At 71.2% G+C, this 17,626-nt stretch carries 17 protein-coding genes; 7 read left to right on the plus strand and 10 right to left on the minus strand.

Going from position 1 to position 17,626, the window contains the following annotated elements; translation table 11 throughout:
• Positions 1-50: 50 nt before the first annotated feature.
• Entirely contained in the window at positions 51-1,493 is a 1,443-nt protein-coding gene (gene yczR / locus V6S66_RS09505; RefSeq protein ID WP_334206499.1) for a MocR-like transcription factor YczR, read from the plus strand.
• 68 nt (positions 1,494-1,561) lie between these two features.
• Here the strand turns inward: yczR and ilvC are convergent, their stop codons facing one another.
• The 3 genes from ilvC to V6S66_RS09520 form a co-directional block, all read right to left on the minus strand.
• Positions 1,562-2,587 (minus strand): ketol-acid reductoisomerase, encoded by a 1,026-nt coding sequence (gene ilvC, locus V6S66_RS09510; protein WP_334206500.1) that lies wholly within the window; start codon positions 2,585-2,587, stop codon positions 1,562-1,564.
• 26 nt (positions 2,588-2,613) lie between these two features.
• Positions 2,614-3,147, minus strand: a complete 534-nt coding sequence (gene ilvN / locus V6S66_RS09515) for an acetolactate synthase small subunit (RefSeq protein ID WP_334206501.1) — start codon at positions 3,145-3,147, stop codon at positions 2,614-2,616.
• 79 nt (positions 3,148-3,226) lie between these two features.
• Positions 3,227-5,023 (minus strand): acetolactate synthase large subunit, encoded by a 1,797-nt coding sequence (locus tag V6S66_RS09520; RefSeq protein WP_442885900.1) that lies wholly within the window; start codon positions 5,021-5,023, stop codon positions 3,227-3,229.
• Positions 5,024-5,291: 268 nt separating this feature from the next.
• Between V6S66_RS09520 and V6S66_RS09525 the strand changes: the two genes are divergently transcribed.
• The 4 genes from V6S66_RS09525 to V6S66_RS09540 all read left to right on the plus strand — a co-directional run bounded on the left by V6S66_RS09525 (position 5,292) and on the right by V6S66_RS09540 (position 6,935).
• The gene (locus tag V6S66_RS09525) at positions 5,292-5,594 is read left to right on the plus strand and encodes a hypothetical protein (RefSeq protein WP_334206502.1); all 303 of its coding nucleotides are present in this window, start codon (positions 5,292-5,294) and stop codon (positions 5,592-5,594) included.
• Between the two features lie 88 nt (positions 5,595-5,682).
• Entirely contained in the window at positions 5,683-5,988 is a 306-nt protein-coding gene (locus tag V6S66_RS09530; protein WP_334206503.1) for a hypothetical protein, read from the plus strand.
• Positions 5,989-6,187: 199 nt separating this feature from the next.
• Entirely contained in the window at positions 6,188-6,493 is a 306-nt protein-coding gene (locus V6S66_RS09535; protein ID WP_334206504.1) for a hypothetical protein, read from the plus strand.
• 133 nt (positions 6,494-6,626) lie between these two features.
• Entirely contained in the window at positions 6,627-6,935 is a 309-nt protein-coding gene (locus V6S66_RS09540) for a hypothetical protein (protein WP_334206505.1), read from the plus strand.
• A gap of 31 nt (positions 6,936-6,966) precedes the next feature.
• On the opposite strand, the gene V6S66_RS09545 is transcribed toward V6S66_RS09540, so the two are convergent.
• The 3 genes from V6S66_RS09545 to V6S66_RS09555 form a co-directional block, all read right to left on the minus strand.
• Positions 6,967-8,394, minus strand: a complete 1,428-nt coding sequence (locus tag V6S66_RS09545; RefSeq protein WP_334206506.1) for an SDR family NAD(P)-dependent oxidoreductase — start codon at positions 8,392-8,394, stop codon at positions 6,967-6,969.
• A 95-nt stretch (positions 8,395-8,489) separates the two neighbouring features.
• Entirely contained in the window at positions 8,490-10,190 is a 1,701-nt protein-coding gene (ilvD, locus tag V6S66_RS09550; protein ID WP_334206507.1) for a dihydroxy-acid dehydratase, read from the minus strand.
• A gap of 19 nt (positions 10,191-10,209) precedes the next feature.
• Positions 10,210-11,433, minus strand: a complete 1,224-nt coding sequence (locus V6S66_RS09555) for an ATP-binding protein (protein WP_334206508.1) — start codon at positions 11,431-11,433, stop codon at positions 10,210-10,212.
• Between the two features lie 93 nt (positions 11,434-11,526).
• On the opposite strand from V6S66_RS09555, the gene V6S66_RS09560 reads away from it, so the two are divergent.
• Positions 11,527-12,384, plus strand: coding sequence for an ATP-grasp domain-containing protein (locus V6S66_RS09560; RefSeq protein WP_334206509.1), 858 nt, complete (start codon positions 11,527-11,529; stop codon positions 12,382-12,384).
• Here V6S66_RS09560 and V6S66_RS09565 read toward each other — a convergent pair.
• Positions 12,381-13,370 carry a patatin-like phospholipase family protein gene (locus V6S66_RS09565; RefSeq protein ID WP_334206510.1) on the minus strand — a complete coding sequence of 330 codons (990 nt, stop codon included), beginning with the start codon at positions 13,368-13,370 and terminating at the stop codon, positions 12,381-12,383. The two genes, V6S66_RS09560 and V6S66_RS09565, sit on opposite strands and share 4 nt — an antisense overlap.
• A 52-nt stretch (positions 13,371-13,422) precedes the next feature.
• Between V6S66_RS09565 and V6S66_RS09570 the strand changes: the two genes are divergently transcribed.
• Positions 13,423-14,301 carry an alpha/beta fold hydrolase gene (locus V6S66_RS09570; RefSeq protein WP_334206511.1) on the plus strand — a complete coding sequence of 293 codons (879 nt, stop codon included), beginning with the start codon at positions 13,423-13,425 and terminating at the stop codon, positions 14,299-14,301.
• Here the strand turns inward: V6S66_RS09570 and gatB are convergent.
• From gatB to gatC, 3 genes are read right to left on the minus strand one after another with little or no spacing between them, the layout of a single operon-like run.
• Positions 14,294-15,817: an Asp-tRNA(Asn)/Glu-tRNA(Gln) amidotransferase subunit GatB gene (gene gatB, locus V6S66_RS09575; protein ID WP_334206512.1), complete on the minus strand. Its 1,524-nt coding sequence runs from the start codon at positions 15,815-15,817 to the stop codon at positions 14,294-14,296. The genes V6S66_RS09570 and gatB overlap by 8 nt on opposite strands.
• On the minus strand, positions 15,814-17,292 hold the full coding sequence (gatA, locus tag V6S66_RS09580; protein WP_334206513.1) for an Asp-tRNA(Asn)/Glu-tRNA(Gln) amidotransferase subunit GatA: 1,479 nt from the start codon (positions 17,290-17,292) through the stop codon (positions 15,814-15,816). The genes gatB and gatA overlap by 4 nt, the downstream gene beginning before the upstream one ends.
• Positions 17,289-17,600, minus strand: a complete 312-nt coding sequence (gatC, locus tag V6S66_RS09585) for an Asp-tRNA(Asn)/Glu-tRNA(Gln) amidotransferase subunit GatC (RefSeq protein WP_334206514.1) — start codon at positions 17,598-17,600, stop codon at positions 17,289-17,291. The genes gatA and gatC overlap by 4 nt, the downstream gene beginning before the upstream one ends.
• Positions 17,601-17,626 lie beyond the last annotated feature (26 nt).

Consider the following 17,626-nt stretch of genomic DNA (forward strand, 5'->3'; position numbering starts at 1 on the left):
TCGCGCAGATTGGCCTTGCGCTAAATATCCAATTGGGGGAAGGTGGCTTCATGGCAGTGGTCATCTCCGCACGGCGTCTCGCGACCGTCATCGGCGAGCTCGATGACGATGGTCCGGCGTACCTCGAGATCAGCGACCGCATCCGGGTCGCGGCGATGGACGGGCGACTGGCCGACGGCACCCGCCTCCCGAGCGAGCGTGAGCTGGCCTCCGCCCTGCGGGTGAGTCGCACCACGACCACGCGGGTCTACGCCGAGCTCCGCGAGGCCGGGCTGGTCGAGTCGCGTCGTGGCTCCGGCAGCACGATCGCGCTGCCCATGCAGGCCTCCTCCGCCAGCACGCTGATCGGCATGCACGACGACACCGACACGTTGGCCTTCACCTACTCGGCGCCGGTCGGGCCGCCCGGCATGGCGCGGGCCTTCGAGCGCGCATGCGAGAAGCTGCCCGGCCTGCTGGCCACGAGCGGCTACCTGCCCGACGGGCTCCCGGTCCTGCGCGAGCTGGTGGCGCAGTACTACGCCGACCGCGGGCTCCCGACCGATCCTGCACAGATCATCGTCACGAACGGGGCCATGGGCGCGATCTCGCTGCTCGCGCGCACCCTGCTCTCCCCCGGCGACCGGGTCCTCGTCGAGGGCAGCAGCTATCCCCACGCGCACGACGCCTTCGTGGCCGCCGGTGGTCGCCTCTCCCCCCTGCCCGTCGGCGGCTCCCCGTGGGACAGCGAGGCCATGTCGACCACGCTGGCGGCCGGCCGGCACCGACTGGCCTACGTGATCCCCGACTTCCACAACCCCACCGCGGCCGTCATGTCCGGTGAGGAGCGGGAGCGCTGGGCGCGCGAGCTGCGACGCCACGGGGTGACGGCGATCGTCGACGAGTCGATGCGCGAGGTCAACCTCGACGGCATCGACCTGCCGCCCAGCCTCGCCGAGCTCGACCCGTCGGCCGTGGTCCTCGGTTCGTCGTCGAAACCCTTCTGGGGCGGGCTGCGGGTCGGGTGGATGCGCGTGCCACGGTCGATGGTGATGGGCCTGGTGCAGGCCCGCATGATCGACGACCTGAGCTCGTCGGCCTTCGACCAGATGGTCTTCGCCGAGCTCCTGACCGACGGTGGCCAGACGGCAGCGGCCGGGCGAGCGGCCCTGCGTACCGGGCGCGACCACCTGCTCGCCGAGCTGGCCACGCACGTCCCGGAGATCACCGCGCCGTGCCCGGCCGGTGGCCTGAACCTGTGGGTGACGTTGCCCGGCCGCCTGTCGACGCGGCTGTGCGCGGCCGCCGAGCGTCGCCGGCTGCTGCTCACGCCCGGACCGCGGTTCTTCTCGCACGGCGGCACCGCGGGCGAGCGACACCTGCGGCTGCCCTACGCCCACTCCCCCGACCGGCTCACCGAGGGCGTGGCGCGGCTGCGCCTGGCCCTCGACGACGTCCTGGAGGGCCGGGCCGCCGGCTCCTCGCGGGCCACCCCCATCGACCTGATCGCGTAGAGACACCGCTGGGAGTGGCCCCGGTGCGAAACCGAGTGCCACTCCCAGCGGAGCAGTGAGGTCAGTGCTCAGCGAGCGGCGGAACCCTCGACGTAGTCGGAGTCGGTCTGCTTCCACGCGAAGTGCGAGCGCAGGTCCTTGCCGGTGGCCTCGATGGCGTGCCCAGCCTCCTTCTCGCGGAGCTCGAGGAACTCCTTGCCACCGTTGTCCTGGTCGGCGATGAAGCGCTCGGCGAAGGCCCCCGACTGGATGTCGGCGAGGACCTCCTTCATGCGCTCCTTGACCGAGCCGTCGATGACGCGGGGACCGGAGACGTAGTCGCCGTACTCAGCGGTGTCGGAGATGCTCCAGCGCTGCTTGGCGATGCCGCCCTCCCACATGAGGTCGACGATGAGCTTGAGCTCGTGGAGCACCTCGAAGTACGCGATCTCCGGCTGGTAGCCGGCCTCGGTCAGGGTCTCGAAGCCCGCCTGCACCAGGTGCGAGACGCCACCGCACAGGACGGCCTGCTCGCCGAAGAGATCGGTCTCGGTCTCCTCGGTGAAGGTCGTCTTGATGACGCCGGCGCGCGTGCCGCCGATCGCCTTGGCGTACGAGAGCGCGAGGTCCCACGCCTTGCCGGTGGCGTCCTGCTCGACACCGATGATGTCGGGGATGCCGCGGCCGGCGACGAACTCGCGGCGCACCGTGTGGCCGGGGGCCTTGGGGGCGACGAGCACGACGTCGACGCCCTCGGGCGCCTCGATGTAGCCGAAGCGGATGTTGAAGCCGTGGCCGAACACCAGGGCGTCGCCCGCGACGAGGTTCGGGGCGATGTCCTCGGCGTAGACCGTGCGCTGGACCTGGTCCGGCGTCAGGATCACGATGACGTCGGCCTCCTCCACGGCCTCGGCGACGGAGAGGACCTTGAGGCCCTCGGCCTCGGCCTTGGCGCGGCTCGACGAGCCGTCCTTCAGGCCGACGCGGACGTCGACGCCCGAGTCACGGAGGTTGAGCGCGTGGGCGTGGCCCTGGCTTCCGTAGCCGATGACCGCGACGTTGCGGCCCTGGATGATCGACAGGTCGGCGTTGTCGTCGTAGAACAGCTCGGGCACGAGAATCTCTCCTTGGGTGGGGTGGTTCAGCCGGCCTGGGTGCCGGGGACGGCGCGCAGGCTGCGGTCGGTGATGGAACGGGCGCCTCGGCCGATCGCGACGCGACCGGACTGGGCGATCTCGCGGATGCCGAAGGGCTCGAGGACCTTGAGCATCGCGTTGAGCTTGCCGGAGTCGCCGGTCGCCTCGATCGTGACGGCGTCGGTGGCGACGTCGACGACCTTGGCACGGAACAGCTGCACGGTCTCGAGCACCTGGCCGCGCGTGGCGGGGTCGGTCTTGACCTTGATCAGCATGAGCTCGCGCTCGACCGCGGAGTCGGAGTCGAGCTCGACGATCTTGAGCACGTTGACGAGCTTGTTGAGCTGCTTCGTGACCTGCTCGAGCGGCAGCTCGTCGACGTTGACAACGATCGTCATGCGGCTGATCTCGGGGATCTCCGTGGGTCCGACCGCGAGCGACTCGATGTTGAAGCCGCGGCGCATGAACAGGCTCGAGACGCGCGCGAGGACACCGGGGGTGTTCTCGACGAGGACGGAGAGGGTGTGTTGTGTCGTCATGCCGACACCTCCGTGTGAAAGGCAGAGTACGAAGACGTCGTCATGACATCTGGACTGGTCACTCGCTGGCGCTCGCTCATCAGAGGTCGTCGTTCTCCCACTCGGGCGCGAGGTCACGCGCGATCTTGATGGCATCGTTGCTCGTGCCGGCGGCGACCATGGGCCAGACCATCGCGTCGCGCTCGACCACGAAGTCGATCACGACGGGACGGTCGGTGATGGCCATGGCCTTCTCGATCGTGGCGTCGAGGTCCTCGACGGAGTCGCACCGGAGCCCGACGCAGCCGTACGCATCGGCGAGCTTGACGAAGTCGGGGATGCGGCGGGCGCCGATGCTCTCCGGGCCGGTGTTGAGGTCGGTGTTGGAGTAGCGGCCCTCGTAGAACAGGGTCTGCCACTGCCGCACCATGCCCAGCGAGGAGTTGTTGATGACCGCGACCTTGATCGGGATGCCCTCGAGCGCGCACGTGGCGAGCTCCTGGTTGGTCATCTGGAAGCAGCCGTCGCCGTCGATGGCCCAGACGACACGATCGGGATCGGCCACCTGCGCGCCCATCGCGGCCGGGACCGCGTAGCCCATCGTGCCGAGGCCGCCGGAGTTGAGCCACTGGCGCGGACGCTCGTAGTCGACGTAGTGGGCCGCCCACATCTGGTGCTGGCCCACGCCCGCGGCGTAGATCGCCTCGGGACCGGCGATGGCACTCAGCCGCTCGATCACGGTCTGCGGGGCGAGACCCTCGGCGGGCGCGTCGTAGCCGACCGGGTACTTGGTCTTGACCGCACCCATCTGCTCACGCCAGGCGGTGTAGTCGCCCTTCTCGCCGTCCTCGGCCAGGGCCGCCAGGACCACGAGCAGGTCGCTGATGACCTCCCGGCAGTCGCCCACGATCGGGACGTCCGCGTGGCGGTTCTTGGAGATCTCAGCCGGGTCGATGTCGGCGTGGATCACCTTGGCCAGCGGCGCGAAGGAGTCGAGGTTACCGGTCACGCGGTCGTCGAACCGCGCACCGAGGCTGACCAGGAGGTCCGACTTCTGGAGCGCGGACACTGCGGCGACCGTGCCGTGCATCCCGGGCATGCCCAGGTGCAGCTCGTGGCTGTCGGGGAACGCTCCGCGGGCCATCAGGGTCGTCACGACCGGGATGCCGTAGATCTCGGCGAGGCGCAGCAGCTCGGCGGACGCCTCGGCCTTGATGACACCGCCGCCGACGTAGAGCACGGGGCGCTCGGCGTCGATCAGCAGCCGGGCCGCCTCGCGCACCTGCTTGCCGTGCGGATGCGTCGTGGGCCGGTAGCCGGGCAGGGCCAGCTCGTTCGGCCAGTCGAACGTCGTGGTGGCCTGCAGCGCGTCCTTCGCGATGTCGACCAGGACCGGGCCGGGGCGTCCCGTGCCGGCGATGTGGAAGGCCTCGGCGATGACGCGCGGGATCTGCGACGCGTCGGTGACGAGGTAGCTGTGCTTGGTGATCGGCATCGTGATGCCGCGGATGTCGGCCTCCTGGAAGCCGTCGGTACCGATGAGGCTCGACGAGACCTGGCCCGTGATGGCCACGATCGGGATGGAGTCCATGTAGGCGTCCGCGATCGCGGTGACCAGGTTGGTCGCCCCGGGGCCCGAGGTGGCCATGCACACGCCGACGCGGCCGGAGGCGGACGCGTAGCCCTGGGCCGCGTGTCCCGCGCCCTGCTCGTGGCGCACCAGGATGTGACGGATCGAGGAGTCGAACAGCGGGTCGTACGCCGGGAGGATCGCGCCGCCCGGGATGCCGAAGATGACCTCGACGCCGGAGTTCTCGAGGGCGCGGACGAGGCTCTCGGCACCCGTCAGCGTGGGCGTGCTCGTCTCGATCGACGAGAGGTTCGTCTGGCCCGTCATGCGATGTCCCTTTTCGGTCGTGCGGGAGGTGTGGTGCCCGCTTGTCCTGTCACATAAAAAAACCCCTCGGCCGGAACGGCAGACGAGGGAGACGTGCGCCCGGGGAGGGCGGTCACGTCATACGGATACGAGCAGGAGCGCGTGCACGCGACCAGTGTGTCCCGCAGGTCAGGCGTGGTCAAGTTGCGAGACGACCGGTACCACCATGTGGAACGCCAGTCCGGCAGATTCATGCCCGCGCGGACCCCGCCGCACCTACGATGCCCGCATGCCCTCGTCCCGTGTCCGCGTCGCCGGCGCCGCCCTGGTCCCCGTCCTGCTCCTCACGGCCTGCTCCGCCGGCCGCGCTGCGACCGAGGACGTCGAGTCCGGGCTCACCGCGAGCGGATCGCACTTCCCCGTCGCCGAGCAGCAGGCCGCCTGCGCCGCGAAGATCCTCGTGGCGTCCGACCTCTCCGACGAGGACCTGCAGGTCGTGGCCGATGCCGATCCGAAGGCCGAGCTGTCCGCCGATGCCGCCTCGATCCTCGCCAAGGCCCAGGTGAAGGTGCTCCAGGACTGCGCGGTCTGACGGATCCCGCGGTCGCGGGATCGGCGTTCTCGCACTTGAATGGTGCCGCACGACAGCGCGTCGTGTCCTGAACCAGGGGGTTGTCCAGATGAAGAAGACCATGGCCATGGCCACGTCGGCCGCACTGCTCGTGTTCACCGCTGCCTGCGGGGGCGGAGGTCGTCCGTCGGTCGACGAGCTGTCCGAGGCCCTGACGAGCGAGGACAACGTCTTCGGCGCCGTGCTCGACGGCGACCAGGCCGACTGCGCGGCCGAGGCCCTGGTCGACTCCGACCTGTCCGACGACACCCTCCAGGCCATCGTCGACGGCGACGAGGACTACGAGGGCTCGGACGACGAGCAGGACAAGCTCGACGGCCTCTCGACCGACCTGGGCGCCTGCGTCTCCGAGTGACGCAGGCCCGTGGGTCATGGGTCATGGGGAGCGGTCCCTATCGCGGACGGGACCGTCCTCGGCTTGACTGGGCGTCGCGGGCCGATCCGGTGGCCGGTGGGCGTCGTTTTCCGACCCGGCCGACCGGCCACGGGTCACCTGCAGGTTGAATACCGCACAGAAGCGTGGCAGGGGTCCGCGCCAACACCCAGGAGTTCCCATGAAGAAGCTCATGACGGCCGCCGCCGTCTCCGTCATCATCGTGACCTCGGCCTGCGGCGCGGGTCGCCCGAGCGTCGACGACCTCCAGGCCTCGATCCTGGAGCAGGGCGAGTCGCTCGGCATCACCGAGGAGTCGGCCGAGTGCATCGCCGAGAAGGTCCACGAGTCCGACATCTCCGACGACACCCTGAACAAGATCGTCGACGGTGACATCGACGTCACGGGCGTCTCGGCCGTTCCGCAGGACGACGCCGACGCGTTCGAGGCCCTCACCGACGACGTCACCAGCTGCGTCACCGGCTGACACCACTCACGCCAGCCGGCACGAACTGGCCCGGGATCCGCCTTGGATCCCGGGCCAGTTCGCTCTGCGGGGGCCCGTCCGATTGAATGTCGGTGCGCGGCAGGAAGCTGCGACCGACGAAGGGCACTACCTCATGAAGAAGACTCTGGCCACCACCGCGGCCGTCTCGATGCTCGTCCTCACGGCCGCGTGCGGCGGCGGTGGCGATCGCCCGTCCGCCGACGACATCGCCGACGCCATCAAGAGCGACGACAGCTTCAGCAGCGAGGACGCCACGGACGAGCAGGTCGACTGCGTCGCCAAGGCGTACGCCGACTCCGACCTCTCCGACGAGGCCCTCCGGGCCCTGGTCGACGGTGACGAGGACTACGACGCCTCCGACGAGGACGAGGGCGCCGTCGAGTCCCTGACGCCCGCACTCGCGGAGTGCATCGGCGGCTGACGCCGCCCCGTCGCTTCGGCGTGCTGCCGTCTCACCAGGGCGACGGTGCGTAGTCCTTGAGGAAGACGCCGAACAGGTCCTCGCCCGCCTCGCCGCGCACGACGGGGTCGTAGACCCGGGCCGCGCCGTCGACGAGGTCGAGTGGCGCCTTAAAGCCCTCGTCAGCCAGGCGCACCTTCGTCGTGTACGGGCGCTCGTCAGTGATCCACCCCGTGTCCACCGCCGTCATGAGGATGCCGTCGCTCTCGAGCATCTCCTCGGCACTCGTGCGCGTCAGCATGTTGAGCGCCGCCTTGGCCATGTTGGTGTGCGGGTGGCCGGCCCCCTTGTACCGACGGCCGAACTGACCCTCCATCGCCGAGACGTTGACGACGTACGTCCGGCGGGCCGGCGACGCCGCCATCGCCGGTCGCAGACGGCTGACCAGGATGAACGGCGCCACACTGTTGCAGAGCTGCACCTCGAGCAGCTCGAGCGCGTCGACCTCCGAGACGGTCTGCACCCAGCTGTTGGTGTCGACGACGTCCGGCAGCAGACCACCGGCGTCGATGCGGTCGACGTCGGCCGAGCCCGCGGTCAGCGCCAGCGAGGTCAGGGCGTCCGCGGTGGCGGTGTCCCCCGCCAGCACCGGGTGGGCCGACACCGAGCCCACGAGCGAGGCCGGGTGGGCGTCGCTCGTGTGGCCGAACGTCACGAGCTCGACGGGCGACCCCGCCGGCAACGGCGCCGACTCCGCGTCCGAGATCGCCGAGTAGGCGCCCGGCTGCCGCTTGACGGTCTGCGCGGCGTTGTTGATCAGGATGTCGAGCGGTCCCGCCGCGGCCACGTCGTCGGCCAGGCCGATGACCTGCGCCGGGTCGCGCAGGTCGATGCCGACCACCTTGAGCCGGTGCAGCCAGTCCGCCGAGTCGGGCATCTGCGTGAAGCGGCGCACCGCGTCACGCGGGAAGCGCGTCGTGATCGTGAGGTGCGCGCCGTCGCGGAGCAGGCGCAGGGCGATGTACATGCCGATCTTGGCGCGCCCACCGGTCAGCAGGGCGCGCCGACCCGTGAGGTCGGTGCGCGCGTCGCGCTTGGCGTGGCTGAACGCCGCGCACGTCGGACAGAGCTGGTGGTAGAACGCGTCGACCGTCGTGTACTTGGTCTTGCACATGTAGCAGCCGCGCGGCACCAGCAGCTCCCCCGCGGTGGCCCCTGGCGCGTTCGAGACGAGCGGGATCCCGGCGGTCTCGTCGTCGATCCGGCTCGCCGAGCCCGTCGCGGTCAGCTCGATCACGGCACGGTCGGCCGCGTTGACCTCGTCGCGCTTGGACTTGCGGCGCTCGCGCTTGGCGGCCTTGAAGAACCCGCCCGTCGCCCGTCGCAGCGCGACGTACGAGGGGTCGTCCTCGTCGAGCGCGCCAGCCTGGTCCAGGACGCGGAGGGCGGTCGCGAGGTCGTCGTCGGTGAAGTCGGGCACCGGCGAATTCTACGCGGCCGGTCAGCCGGTCATCGCCCCCGGCCGGTCAGCCGGTCATCGCCCCCGGGCGTCAGCCCGTGATGGCCCCCCGGGCGTCAGCCCGTGATGGCACCGTGGGCCGCCGAGCTCACGAGCTTGCGGTACTTCGCGAGCACGCCCGAGGTGTACTTCGGCGGCAGGGGCTCCCAGCCGACCTTGCGGGCGTCGAGCTCGTCGGCGTCGACGGCGACGTCGAGCCGCTTGTTGGCCACGTCCAGGGTGATCTGGTCGCCGTCCTTCACGAAGGCGATCGGCCCGCCGTCGACGGCCTCGGGAGCGACGTGGCCGACACACAGGCCCGTCGTGCCGCCCGAGAAGCGTCCGTCGGTCATCAGCAGGACGTCCTTGCCGAGCCCGGCTCCCTTGATCGCGCCGGTGATGGCGAGCATCTCGCGCATGCCCGGCCCACCCTTGGGACCCTCGTAGCGGATCACGACGACGTCGCCGGCCACGATCGTGCCGGCCTCGAGGGCGTCCATCGCCTTGCGCTCGCCGTCGAAGACGCGGGCCGTGCCGGTGAACACGTCGGAGTCGAAGCCGGCGCTCTTGACGACGGCTCCCTCGGGCGCCAGCGTTCCGTGCAGGATCGTGAGCCCGCCGGTCCGGTGGATCGGCCGGTCGATCGCGCGGATGACGTCGCCGTCGATGCGCTGCTCGATGTGGGCCAGGTTCTCGGCCATGGTCCTGCCGGTGACCGTCAGGCAGTCGCCGTGCATCAGGCCGGCATCGAGCAGGGCCTTCATGATGACGGGGATGCCGCCGACCTTGTCGACGTCGTTCATGACGTAGCGACCGAACGGCTTGAGGTCGCCCAGGTGCGGGACCTTGTCGCCGATGCGGCTGAAGTCCTCGAGCGTCAGGTCGACCTCGGCCTCGCGGGCGATCGCCAACAGGTGCAGGACCGCGTTGGTCGATCCGCCCAGGGCCATGACGACCGTGATGGCGTTCTCGAACGCCTCCTTGGTCAGGATCTGTCGGGCGGTGATGCCCTGACGGAGCATCTCGACGACGGCCTCGCCGGACTTGATCGCGTACTCGTCGCGACGGCTGTCGATCGCCGGCGGGGCGGACGAGCCGGGCAGGCTCATGCCGAGCGCCTCGGCGGCCGACGCCATCGTGTTGGCCGTGTACATGCCGCCGCACGCGCCCTCGCCGGGGCAGATCGCGCGCTCGATCTTGTCGACCTGCTCGCGTGACATCTTGCCGGCCAGGCACGCACCGACTGCCTCGAAGGCATCGATGATCGTGACGTCCTTGCCGTCGACGTTGCCGGGCATGATCGAGCCGGCGTAGACGAAGACGCTCGCGAGGTCGAGGCGCGCGGCGGCCATGAGCATGCCGGGCAGGCTCTTGTCGCAGCCGGCCAGCAGCACCGAGCCGTCAAGGCGCTCGGCCATCATGACGGTCTCGACCGAGTCGGCGATGACCTCGCGGCTGACGAGCGAGAAGTGCATGCCCTCGTGGCCCATCGAGATGCCGTCGGACACCGAGATCGTGCCGAACTCGAGCGGGTAGCCGCCACCGGCGTGCACGCCCTCCTTGGCGCGCTTGGCCAGGCGGTCGAGCGACAGGTTGCAGGGCGTGATCTCGTTCCAGCTCGACGCCACGCCGATCTGGGGCTTGGCCCAGTCGTCGTCACCCATGCCGACCGCACGGAGCATGCCGCGGGAGGCGGTGGCCTCGAGACCGTCGGTGACGGTGCGGCTGCGGGGCTTGATGTCGGGCGTGGTGGGGTTCGCGGGGCGATCGTCGGCCATGAGGCCAGATTACGTCGGGCTACGGCCCGAGCTCGGGCGGGGCCGGAACCCCGGGGACCGCCGGGCAGTCGCCGGTTCCCTCGTCGGCGCGTTCGACGACGTGCCGGCCGAATCCCGGCAGGGTGAAGCGCAGCCTGCCGCGGCCGGCCTCCTCGACGATGCCCTTGTCGATCAGACGGTCACGGGGCACGCCCAGCTTCTCGGAGGCCATCTCGAGGATCCTGGCGATCTCCCCGCGGGCCACGACGGGCTCGCCGGTGCTGGCCATCGCCACGATGAAGCGACGCTCGGCCGGGGAGGCCGCCTGCCAGCGGGCCTCGTACATCTCGGTGACCTGGTCGCTGACACCGACCAGGCCGTGCTCGACGTGGTCGACGGTGATGGTGTCGCCCCGGGCCGGGTCGGCGGCCTCCCACGCGTGGGCCGCGATGAGCTGCAGGAAGTACGGGTGCCCGCCCGCCTGCAGCGCCACGAGGTCGAGCGCCGCCGAGTCCCAGCCGACGCCGAGCTGGGCCGCCGGCTCCAGCACCAGCTCGCGCGACGGGTCCGGGTCGAGCTCACGCAGGCGGACCCATGCCGTGCGCTCGGCGAAGGTCGCCGCCCTGGTCAGCGTGCCCACGACCGAGGGCAGGCCGGCACCGACGACCGCGAGCGGATTCTCCTCCGGGCGACCGCCGAGGGCCTGCACCGCGTTCAGCAGGACGCTCGTGTCGCTCTCGCGGCCCGCGTGCCACTCGTCGACGAACAGGACCAGGCCTGCGCCACCGGAGGCACGGATCCGTGCGGCCGCTTCGTGGAGATGACGTCCGACGGCGGCGACCGACGCCTCGGGCGCCTCCTGGTCGGCCGCGCTGGACTCGACCTGGGCCGTGACCTTGAGGCCGGGCAGGCCCACCTCGGCGCCGAGCGTGCGCCGGCCGGTCGACCGCGACGCGGGCGACCCCGCGAGCGCGGTCCGCGCCAGTCCCTCCCGCACCGCCGCCTCGAGGTCGGGCAGGTACGGTGCGGCCTTCGCGCAGGCGACCCAGGCCGTCACGAAGCCCAGCGCCTCGGCCTCGCGCTGGGCGTGGCGCAGGAGCGAGGTCTTGCCGAGGCCCCGGACCGCGTGGAACACCGTGGGAGCGCCGGCGAACTCGCCGTAGGCGACCACGGGAGCCAGGAAGCGACGGATGCGACGGATCTCGCCCTCGCGCCCGGCGAGGTGGCGCGGCAGGGCGCCGGGCGTGTAGGGCTGCAGGTCCACGGCGCCGCTCCTGACTGTCTGTTACTGACGCTTCTTCAGTAACAGACAGTAACGGCGGCCACCGACAGTCACGGTTGTGACAGCATGCGGTCCATGACCCGCCTCGCCTGGGTGACGGGGGTCGGATTCGCGGCCGCCGACGCCGACCTTCCCCTCCTGACCACCGCAGCCGACCGGGCCGGACTCGCCAGCGAGATCGTGGTCTGGGACGACCCGGACGTCGACTGGGCCTCCTTCGACCTGGTCGTCGTGCGGTCGTGCTGGGACTACGTGCCGCGTCGCGACGAGTTCCTGGCCTGGGCCGACGCTGTCCCGCGCCTGGCCAACCCCGCTGGCGTGCTGCGCTGGAACACCGACAAGACCTATCTGCGCGAGCTCGAGGCCGCCGGCGTCGCGATCGTGCCCACGGCGTGGTCGGTCGAGCACGCCGAGGACCTGCCGTCCGCCGCCGAGTGGGTCGTCAAGCCCACGATCTCCGCCGGCTCGGCCGACACGGCCCGCTGGAGCGATCCCGAGCGCGCTCTCGAGCACGGCCGCTCGCTCCTCGCCGCGGGCCGACCCACGATGACCCAGCCCTACGTCGACGCGGTCGACAGCGAGGGCGAGACCGGCCTGCTGCTGTTCGGCGGCCGGTTCTCCCACGCCTTCCGCAAGGGCGCACTCCTGACCACGGGCGACGATCCTCGCGAGCTGCCCGAGCTCAAGGAGGACATCCGGGCCCGCGAGCCGTCGGCCGAGCAGATCGCCTTCGCCGAGCGCACGGTGACCGTGGCCGCCGAGATCCTCGGCTCCGAGCCGCTCTACGCCCGGGTCGACGTCGTGACCGATGCCGACGGCAGCCTGCGACTCATGGAGCTCGAGCTCGCCGAGCCGTCGTTCTTCCTCGATCACACCGACGTCGGCGCCGACCGGCTGATCCAGGCTGCGCTCGACCTGTTCCGCCGCCCCTAGGCCAGCGGCCGACCGGCGCGGCGCTCGATCCACCGCTGCGCCGCCGCGAATCCGTCGTCGTACAGCGACTGCTGCTGCGCAGGCGTGATGTCGAAGTCGGTCCACCCGACGCCACGCGGCTTCGCGAAGATCGTGCGCTCGGCGTCGCGCGGGTCCTCGACGTGACGGATCTGCGTCGAGTCGACCGTGGTGTGGATCAGGCTGCGGAGCATCGAGATCGGACCGGTCACGGGGACCGCCGGCGCGCGCTCGCTCGCCGGAGAGCTGAGTCGCACCCCGATCGTGGGCCAGCGTGGTGCCGCACCGTCGTCGCGGTCGAAGGCGGCGACCGGAAAGGTCTCGAGCAGGGAGCCGTCGGCCAACGTCGACTCCCCGTGGGCGCCGCGCAGCCGCACCGGCTCGAACATGAAGGGGATCCCGGCCGAGGCCCGCACCGCCGTCGCGACGTCGACGTCGTCAGGCCGCACCCCGTAGGACGGCAGGTCCCACGGGATGCGGAGGACCCGCTGCCGCGAGAGGTCGCTCGTGGACACGACGAGCCGGTACCGCTGGCGCAGATCGGTCGCGCCCGGGTCGAGCAGCAGGTCACCGAACGTCCGCACCCCCAGATCGCCCAGGACCCCGCGGAGCCACTGCGTCAGGTACTCCCCCGGATGCATGCCGAGGTGGAACAGGATGCCCCAGGCGTCGGCCGCGCGCGGCCACCACTGCAGCCACCGCAGGCCGGGCCGGCGGTCCTGCATCAGCGTGTAGTCGAGCGTGCGCATGATGTCGTCGGCGCGCGCCATCGGCTCCCCCGCGTGCCGCATCGCGGCCATCACCGCGCCCACGACGGCCCCCGCGGACGAGCCCGCGACCCGCTCGAACCGCCACCCGGCGTCGTCGAGCGCGACGGCGGCTCCCACCAGGGCGATGCCCTTGACCCCGCCGCCCTCGAGGACGAGATCGGCGGATCCGTGTCGCGCGTCGTGGGGTTCGCCTGCCATGGTCCGACTGTAGAGCCGTGCCGCCGGTGCGAGCGCGTGACAGGATGCTCGCGTGATCCAGCCCGCCCTCGTCCGCTTCCACGACGTCCGCAGCGCCGACGGCACGGTGCTTCGCGCCTGGGGGAACGGCGGATCAGGTCCGGCCGTGCTGATCTCGAACGGGCTGGGCACCAACCCGTACGCCTGGCCCGCTCTCCTGCGCCCCGACAACGGGATGCGGGTGCTGGGGTGGAACCACCGCGGCATCGGCGGTTCGGAGCGCCCCGAGTCGGGCCGCGTCGACATGGATGCCCACCTCGAGGACATGGCGGCCGTCATGGACGATGCCGGCGTCGATTCCGCCGTCGTGGTCGGCTGGTCGATCGGCGTGAACGTGGCTTTCGAGTTCGCCGTCCGGTATCCCGACCGCGTCAGCGGGATCCTGGCGGTCTGCGGCGTCCCGGGCGCCACGTTCTCGACGATGCTCGAACCGTGGCGGGTGCCCCCGATCGTGGCGCAGAACCTCATGGTCGGTCTGGCCCGGCTCTCGACCGTGACCGGTCACGGCCTGGCGCCCGTCACCAGCCGGATCCCCTGGACCCGGTTCTCGGTCAACCTGCTCAAGATGGCCCGCGTGTTCGCGCCGAGCGCCGACGACACGGTGCTGCGCGCCGTCGTGCAGGAGTTCTTCACGTCCCACCCCGCCTGGTACGCCCAGCTGGCGCTGGAGGCGGCCCGGCACGACCGGGTCTCGCTCTCGCAGATCACCGTGCCGACCACGCTCGTGGCCGGCACGAAGGACCTCCTGGCCGGTGCCGGGGCGATGCGCTCGGCCGCCGAGCGCATCCCCGGTGCGCGCTACCGCGTCGTCGAGGGCACGCACTTCCTGCCGATCGAGTGGCCCGAGGTCGTGCTCGAGGAGCTCGAGTGGCTCCTCGAGCGCGTCAGCTGAGCTTCTCGAGGATCAGCTCGCGGACGCGGCCGGCGTCGGCCTGACCGCGCATCTCCTTCATGACCGCGCCGATCAGCGCGCCGGCGGCCTGGAGCTTGCCGTCGCGGATCTTGTCGGCCACGTCAGGGTTGGCCTCGATCGCCCGGTCGACCGCGTCGCCGAGGGCGCCGTCGTCGGAGACGACCTCCAGACCACGGGCCGCCACGACCTCCTCGGGCGTGCCCTCACCGGCGAGGACGCCGTCGAAGACGTCACGCGCGAGCTTGTCGTTGATGCGTCCGGCGTCGATGAGCGCCTGGACCCCGGCGACCTGCTCCGGGGTGATCGGCAGGTCCGCCAGGTCGACACCCGTGTCGTTGGAGCGCCGGGCCAGCTCGCCGAGCCACCACTTGCGTGCGGCCTGGGGCGCGGCGCCCGCCGTGACCGTCGTGGCGACGAGCTCGAGGGCCCCCGCACCGATCGTGTCGCGCATGTCGAGGTCGGAGAAGTCCCACTCCGCCTGGAGCCGCTTGCGACGCTCCGAGGGCGGCTCGGGCAGCGTGCCGCGCAGCTCGTCGACCCACTCGCGCGACGGGGCGACGGGCGCCAGGTCGGGCTCCGGGAAGTAGCGGTAGTCCTCGGCGTCGGACTTCTCACGTCCGGGCGACGTCGTGCCGTCGGACTCGTGGAAGTGACGGGTCTCCTGGACGACCTTCTGGCCGGCGTCGAGGATGCCGGCGTGGCGGCCGACCTCGTACCGGACGGCGCGCTCGACGGAGCGGAAGGAGTTGACGTTCTTGGTCTCGCTGCGCGTGCCGAGGGTGCTTGAGCCGACCGGCTTCAGCGAGAGGTTGACGTCGGCGCGGAGCGAGCCCTGGTCCATCCGGGCGTCCGAGACCCCGAGGGCCACCATCAGGTCACGCAGCTGGTTCACGTAGGCGCGGGCGACCAACGGTGCCTTGTCGCCGGGCACCTCGATCGTGCGCGTGACGATCTCGATCAGCGGGATGCCGGCGCGGTTGTAGTCGAGCAGCGAGTGGTCGGCACCGTGGATACGGCCCGTCGCGCCGCCCACGTGGAGGCTCTTGCCGGTGTCCTCCTCCATGTGCGCGCGCTCGATCTCGATGCGGTAGACCTCGCCGTCGCCCCCGTCTTCAGAAGGCAGAGTGACGTCGGTGTAGCCGTCGAACGCGATCGGCTCGTCGTACTGCGACGTCTGGAAGTTCTTCGGCTGGTCCGGGTAGAAGTAGTTCTTGCGGGCGAACCGGCACCACTCGGCGATCTCGCAGTTGAGCGCGAGTCCGATGCGGATGGCCGACTCGATCGCCTTGGCGTTGACGACCGGGAGCGCGCCGGGCAGGCCCAGGCACACGGGGCAGACCTGGGTGTTGGGCTCAGCGCCGAACTCGGTGGCGCAGCCGCAGAACATCTTGGTGTTCGTGCCGAGCTCGACGTGGACCTCCAGGCCCATGACCGGCTCGTAGCGCGTGAGCGCCTCGTCGAACGGCACCAGCGGGGTCTTCGTCGCGGCGTTCATCGGGCGACCTCCTCGAGGACGGGGGCGGGCACGAGGCGCTCGAGGGCAGCGCCCGCGTTGTACAGACGGTCGTCGGCCTGGGCCGGAGCGAGGAACTGCCCACCGACGGGGAGGCCGGAGTCGTCGGCCAGACCGATCGGCACGCTGATGCCGGGCACACCCGCGAGGTTGGCCGGGATCGTGCAGACGTCCTCGAGGTACATCGCCAGCGGGTCGTCGGACTTCTCGCCGAGACGCCACGCCGTGGTGGGCGCGGTGGGCGAGAACAGCACGTCGACCTGTCCGAAGGCGGCACTGAAGTCCTGGGCGATCAGCGTGCGGACCTTCTGCGCCGAGCCGTAGTAGGCGTCGTAGTAGCCGCTCGAGAGGGCATAGGTGCCCAGGATGATGCGGCGCTTGACCTCGTCGCCGAAGCCGGCGTCGCGCGTGGCGGCCATGACCTGCTCCGCCGAGGGCGACGGGTTGCCCTCGGGCGTGACGCGCAGGCCGTAGCGCATCGCGTCGAAGCGGGCGAGGTTGCTGGAGACCTCGCTCGGCATCACGAGGTAGTACGCCGCGATGCCGTGCTGGAAGCTCGGGCAGGAGACGTCAACGATCTCGGCGCCGGCCTCGGCGAGCTTGGCGACCGCCTCGTCGAAGCGGCGCTGGACGCCCGGCTGGAAGCCCTCCCCACCGAACTCGCGGACGATGCCGATGCGCAGACCGGCGACGTCGCCGCGGCGCGCGGCCTCGACGACCGAGGGCACCGGGGCATCGATGCTGGTGGAGTCCCGCGGGTCGTGCCCCGCGATGACCTCGTGCAGCAGGGCCGCGTCGAGCACCGAGCGCGCCATGGGACCGACCTGGTCGAGGCTGCTCGCCATCGCGATGACGCCGTAGCGCGAGACGCCGCCGTAGGTGGGCTTGACGCCCACGATGCCGGTCATGGCGCCGGGCTGGCGGATCGAGCCGCCGGTGTCGGTGCCGAGCGCGAGCGGGGCCTCGTAGGCGGCGACGGCCGCGGCCGAGCCGCCGCTGGAGCCACCCGGGATGCGGCCGGTGTCCCACGGGTTGCGTGCAGGCCCGTAGGCGGAGTGCTCGTTGGACGAGCCCATCGCGAACTCGTCGAGGTTGGTCTTGCCGAGGATCGGCAGTCCGGCGGCACGCAGGCGCGCGACGACGGTGGCGTCGTACGGCGGGATCCAGCCCTCGAGGATCTTCGACCCGGCCGTGGTGGGCTGGCCCGTGGTGTTGATGAGGTCCTTGACCGCGATCGGCACACCCGCGAGCGTCGGCAGGGTCTCCCCCGCGGCACGGCGCGCATCGACGTCCGCCGCCGCCGCCAGGGCACCCTCGGCATCGACGTGCAGGAAGGCGTTGAGGTCGCCATCGACCATGGCGATGCGGTCGAGCTGGGCCTGGGTCGCCTCGACCGAGGTGACGCTGCCGTCGGCGAGCTGTGCTGCCAGGTCGGAGGCGTGGAGGCGGGTGGTCATGCCTCCTCCCCCAGGATCTTCGGGACCAGGAAGCGGTCCTCCTCGGCTGCCGGGGCGCCGGCGAGCGCCTCGTCGCGGGACAGGCCGGGGGTCGGCTCGTCGGCCCGGAACACGTTGGTGATCGGCACCGGGTGGCTCATGGGCGCGACGTCGGTGCCGGCCGACTCGACGACGCCCTGCACGGCGGCGACGTGGTCGAGGATGGCCGGCAGCTCGGCGCCGAGCCGGTCGAGCTCGGCGTCACTGAGGCTGATGCGGGCGAGGCTCGCCAGGTGGGCGACGTCCTCACGCGAGAGGGGCGACGACATGCGTCTCCTGGGTCGTGGGGTCAGTA

It is taken from the genome of Aeromicrobium sp. Sec7.5, from assembly GCF_036867135.1.
GTDB lineage: Bacteria > Actinomycetota > Actinomycetes > Propionibacteriales > Nocardioidaceae > Aeromicrobium.

What these genes read in the sequence shown, in the direction of transcription:
- yczR (WP_334206499.1), top strand. Translation starts at nt 51, where the DNA reads ATGGCAGTGGTCATCTCCGCACGGCGTCTCGCGACCGTCATCGGCGAG.
- ilvN (WP_334206501.1), bottom strand. Translation starts at nt 3,147, where the DNA reads ATGACGACACAACACACCCTCTCCGTCCTCGTCGAGAACACCCCCGGT.
- V6S66_RS09520 (WP_442885900.1), bottom strand. Translation starts at nt 5,023, where the DNA reads ATGACGGGCCAGACGAACCTCTCGTCGATCGAGACGAGCACGCCCACG.
- V6S66_RS09525 (WP_334206502.1), top strand. Translation starts at nt 5,292, where the DNA reads ATGCCCTCGTCCCGTGTCCGCGTCGCCGGCGCCGCCCTGGTCCCCGTC.
- V6S66_RS09530 (WP_334206503.1), top strand. Translation starts at nt 5,683, where the DNA reads ATGAAGAAGACCATGGCCATGGCCACGTCGGCCGCACTGCTCGTGTTC.
- V6S66_RS09535 (WP_334206504.1), top strand. Translation starts at nt 6,188, where the DNA reads ATGAAGAAGCTCATGACGGCCGCCGCCGTCTCCGTCATCATCGTGACC.
- V6S66_RS09540 (WP_334206505.1), top strand. Translation starts at nt 6,627, where the DNA reads ATGAAGAAGACTCTGGCCACCACCGCGGCCGTCTCGATGCTCGTCCTC.
- ilvD (WP_334206507.1), bottom strand. Translation starts at nt 10,190, where the DNA reads ATGGCCGACGATCGCCCCGCGAACCCCACCACGCCCGACATCAAGCCC.
- V6S66_RS09560 (WP_334206509.1), top strand. Translation starts at nt 11,527, where the DNA reads ATGACCCGCCTCGCCTGGGTGACGGGGGTCGGATTCGCGGCCGCCGAC.
- V6S66_RS09565 (WP_334206510.1), bottom strand. Translation starts at nt 13,370, where the DNA reads ATGGCAGGCGAACCCCACGACGCGCGACACGGATCCGCCGATCTCGTC.
- gatB (WP_334206512.1), bottom strand. Translation starts at nt 15,817, where the DNA reads ATGAACGCCGCGACGAAGACCCCGCTGGTGCCGTTCGACGAGGCGCTC.
- gatA (WP_334206513.1), bottom strand. Translation starts at nt 17,292, where the DNA reads ATGACCACCCGCCTCCACGCCTCCGACCTGGCAGCACAGCTCGCCGAC.
- gatC (WP_334206514.1), bottom strand. Translation starts at nt 17,600, where the DNA reads ATGTCGTCGCCCCTCTCGCGTGAGGACGTCGCCCACCTGGCGAGCCTC.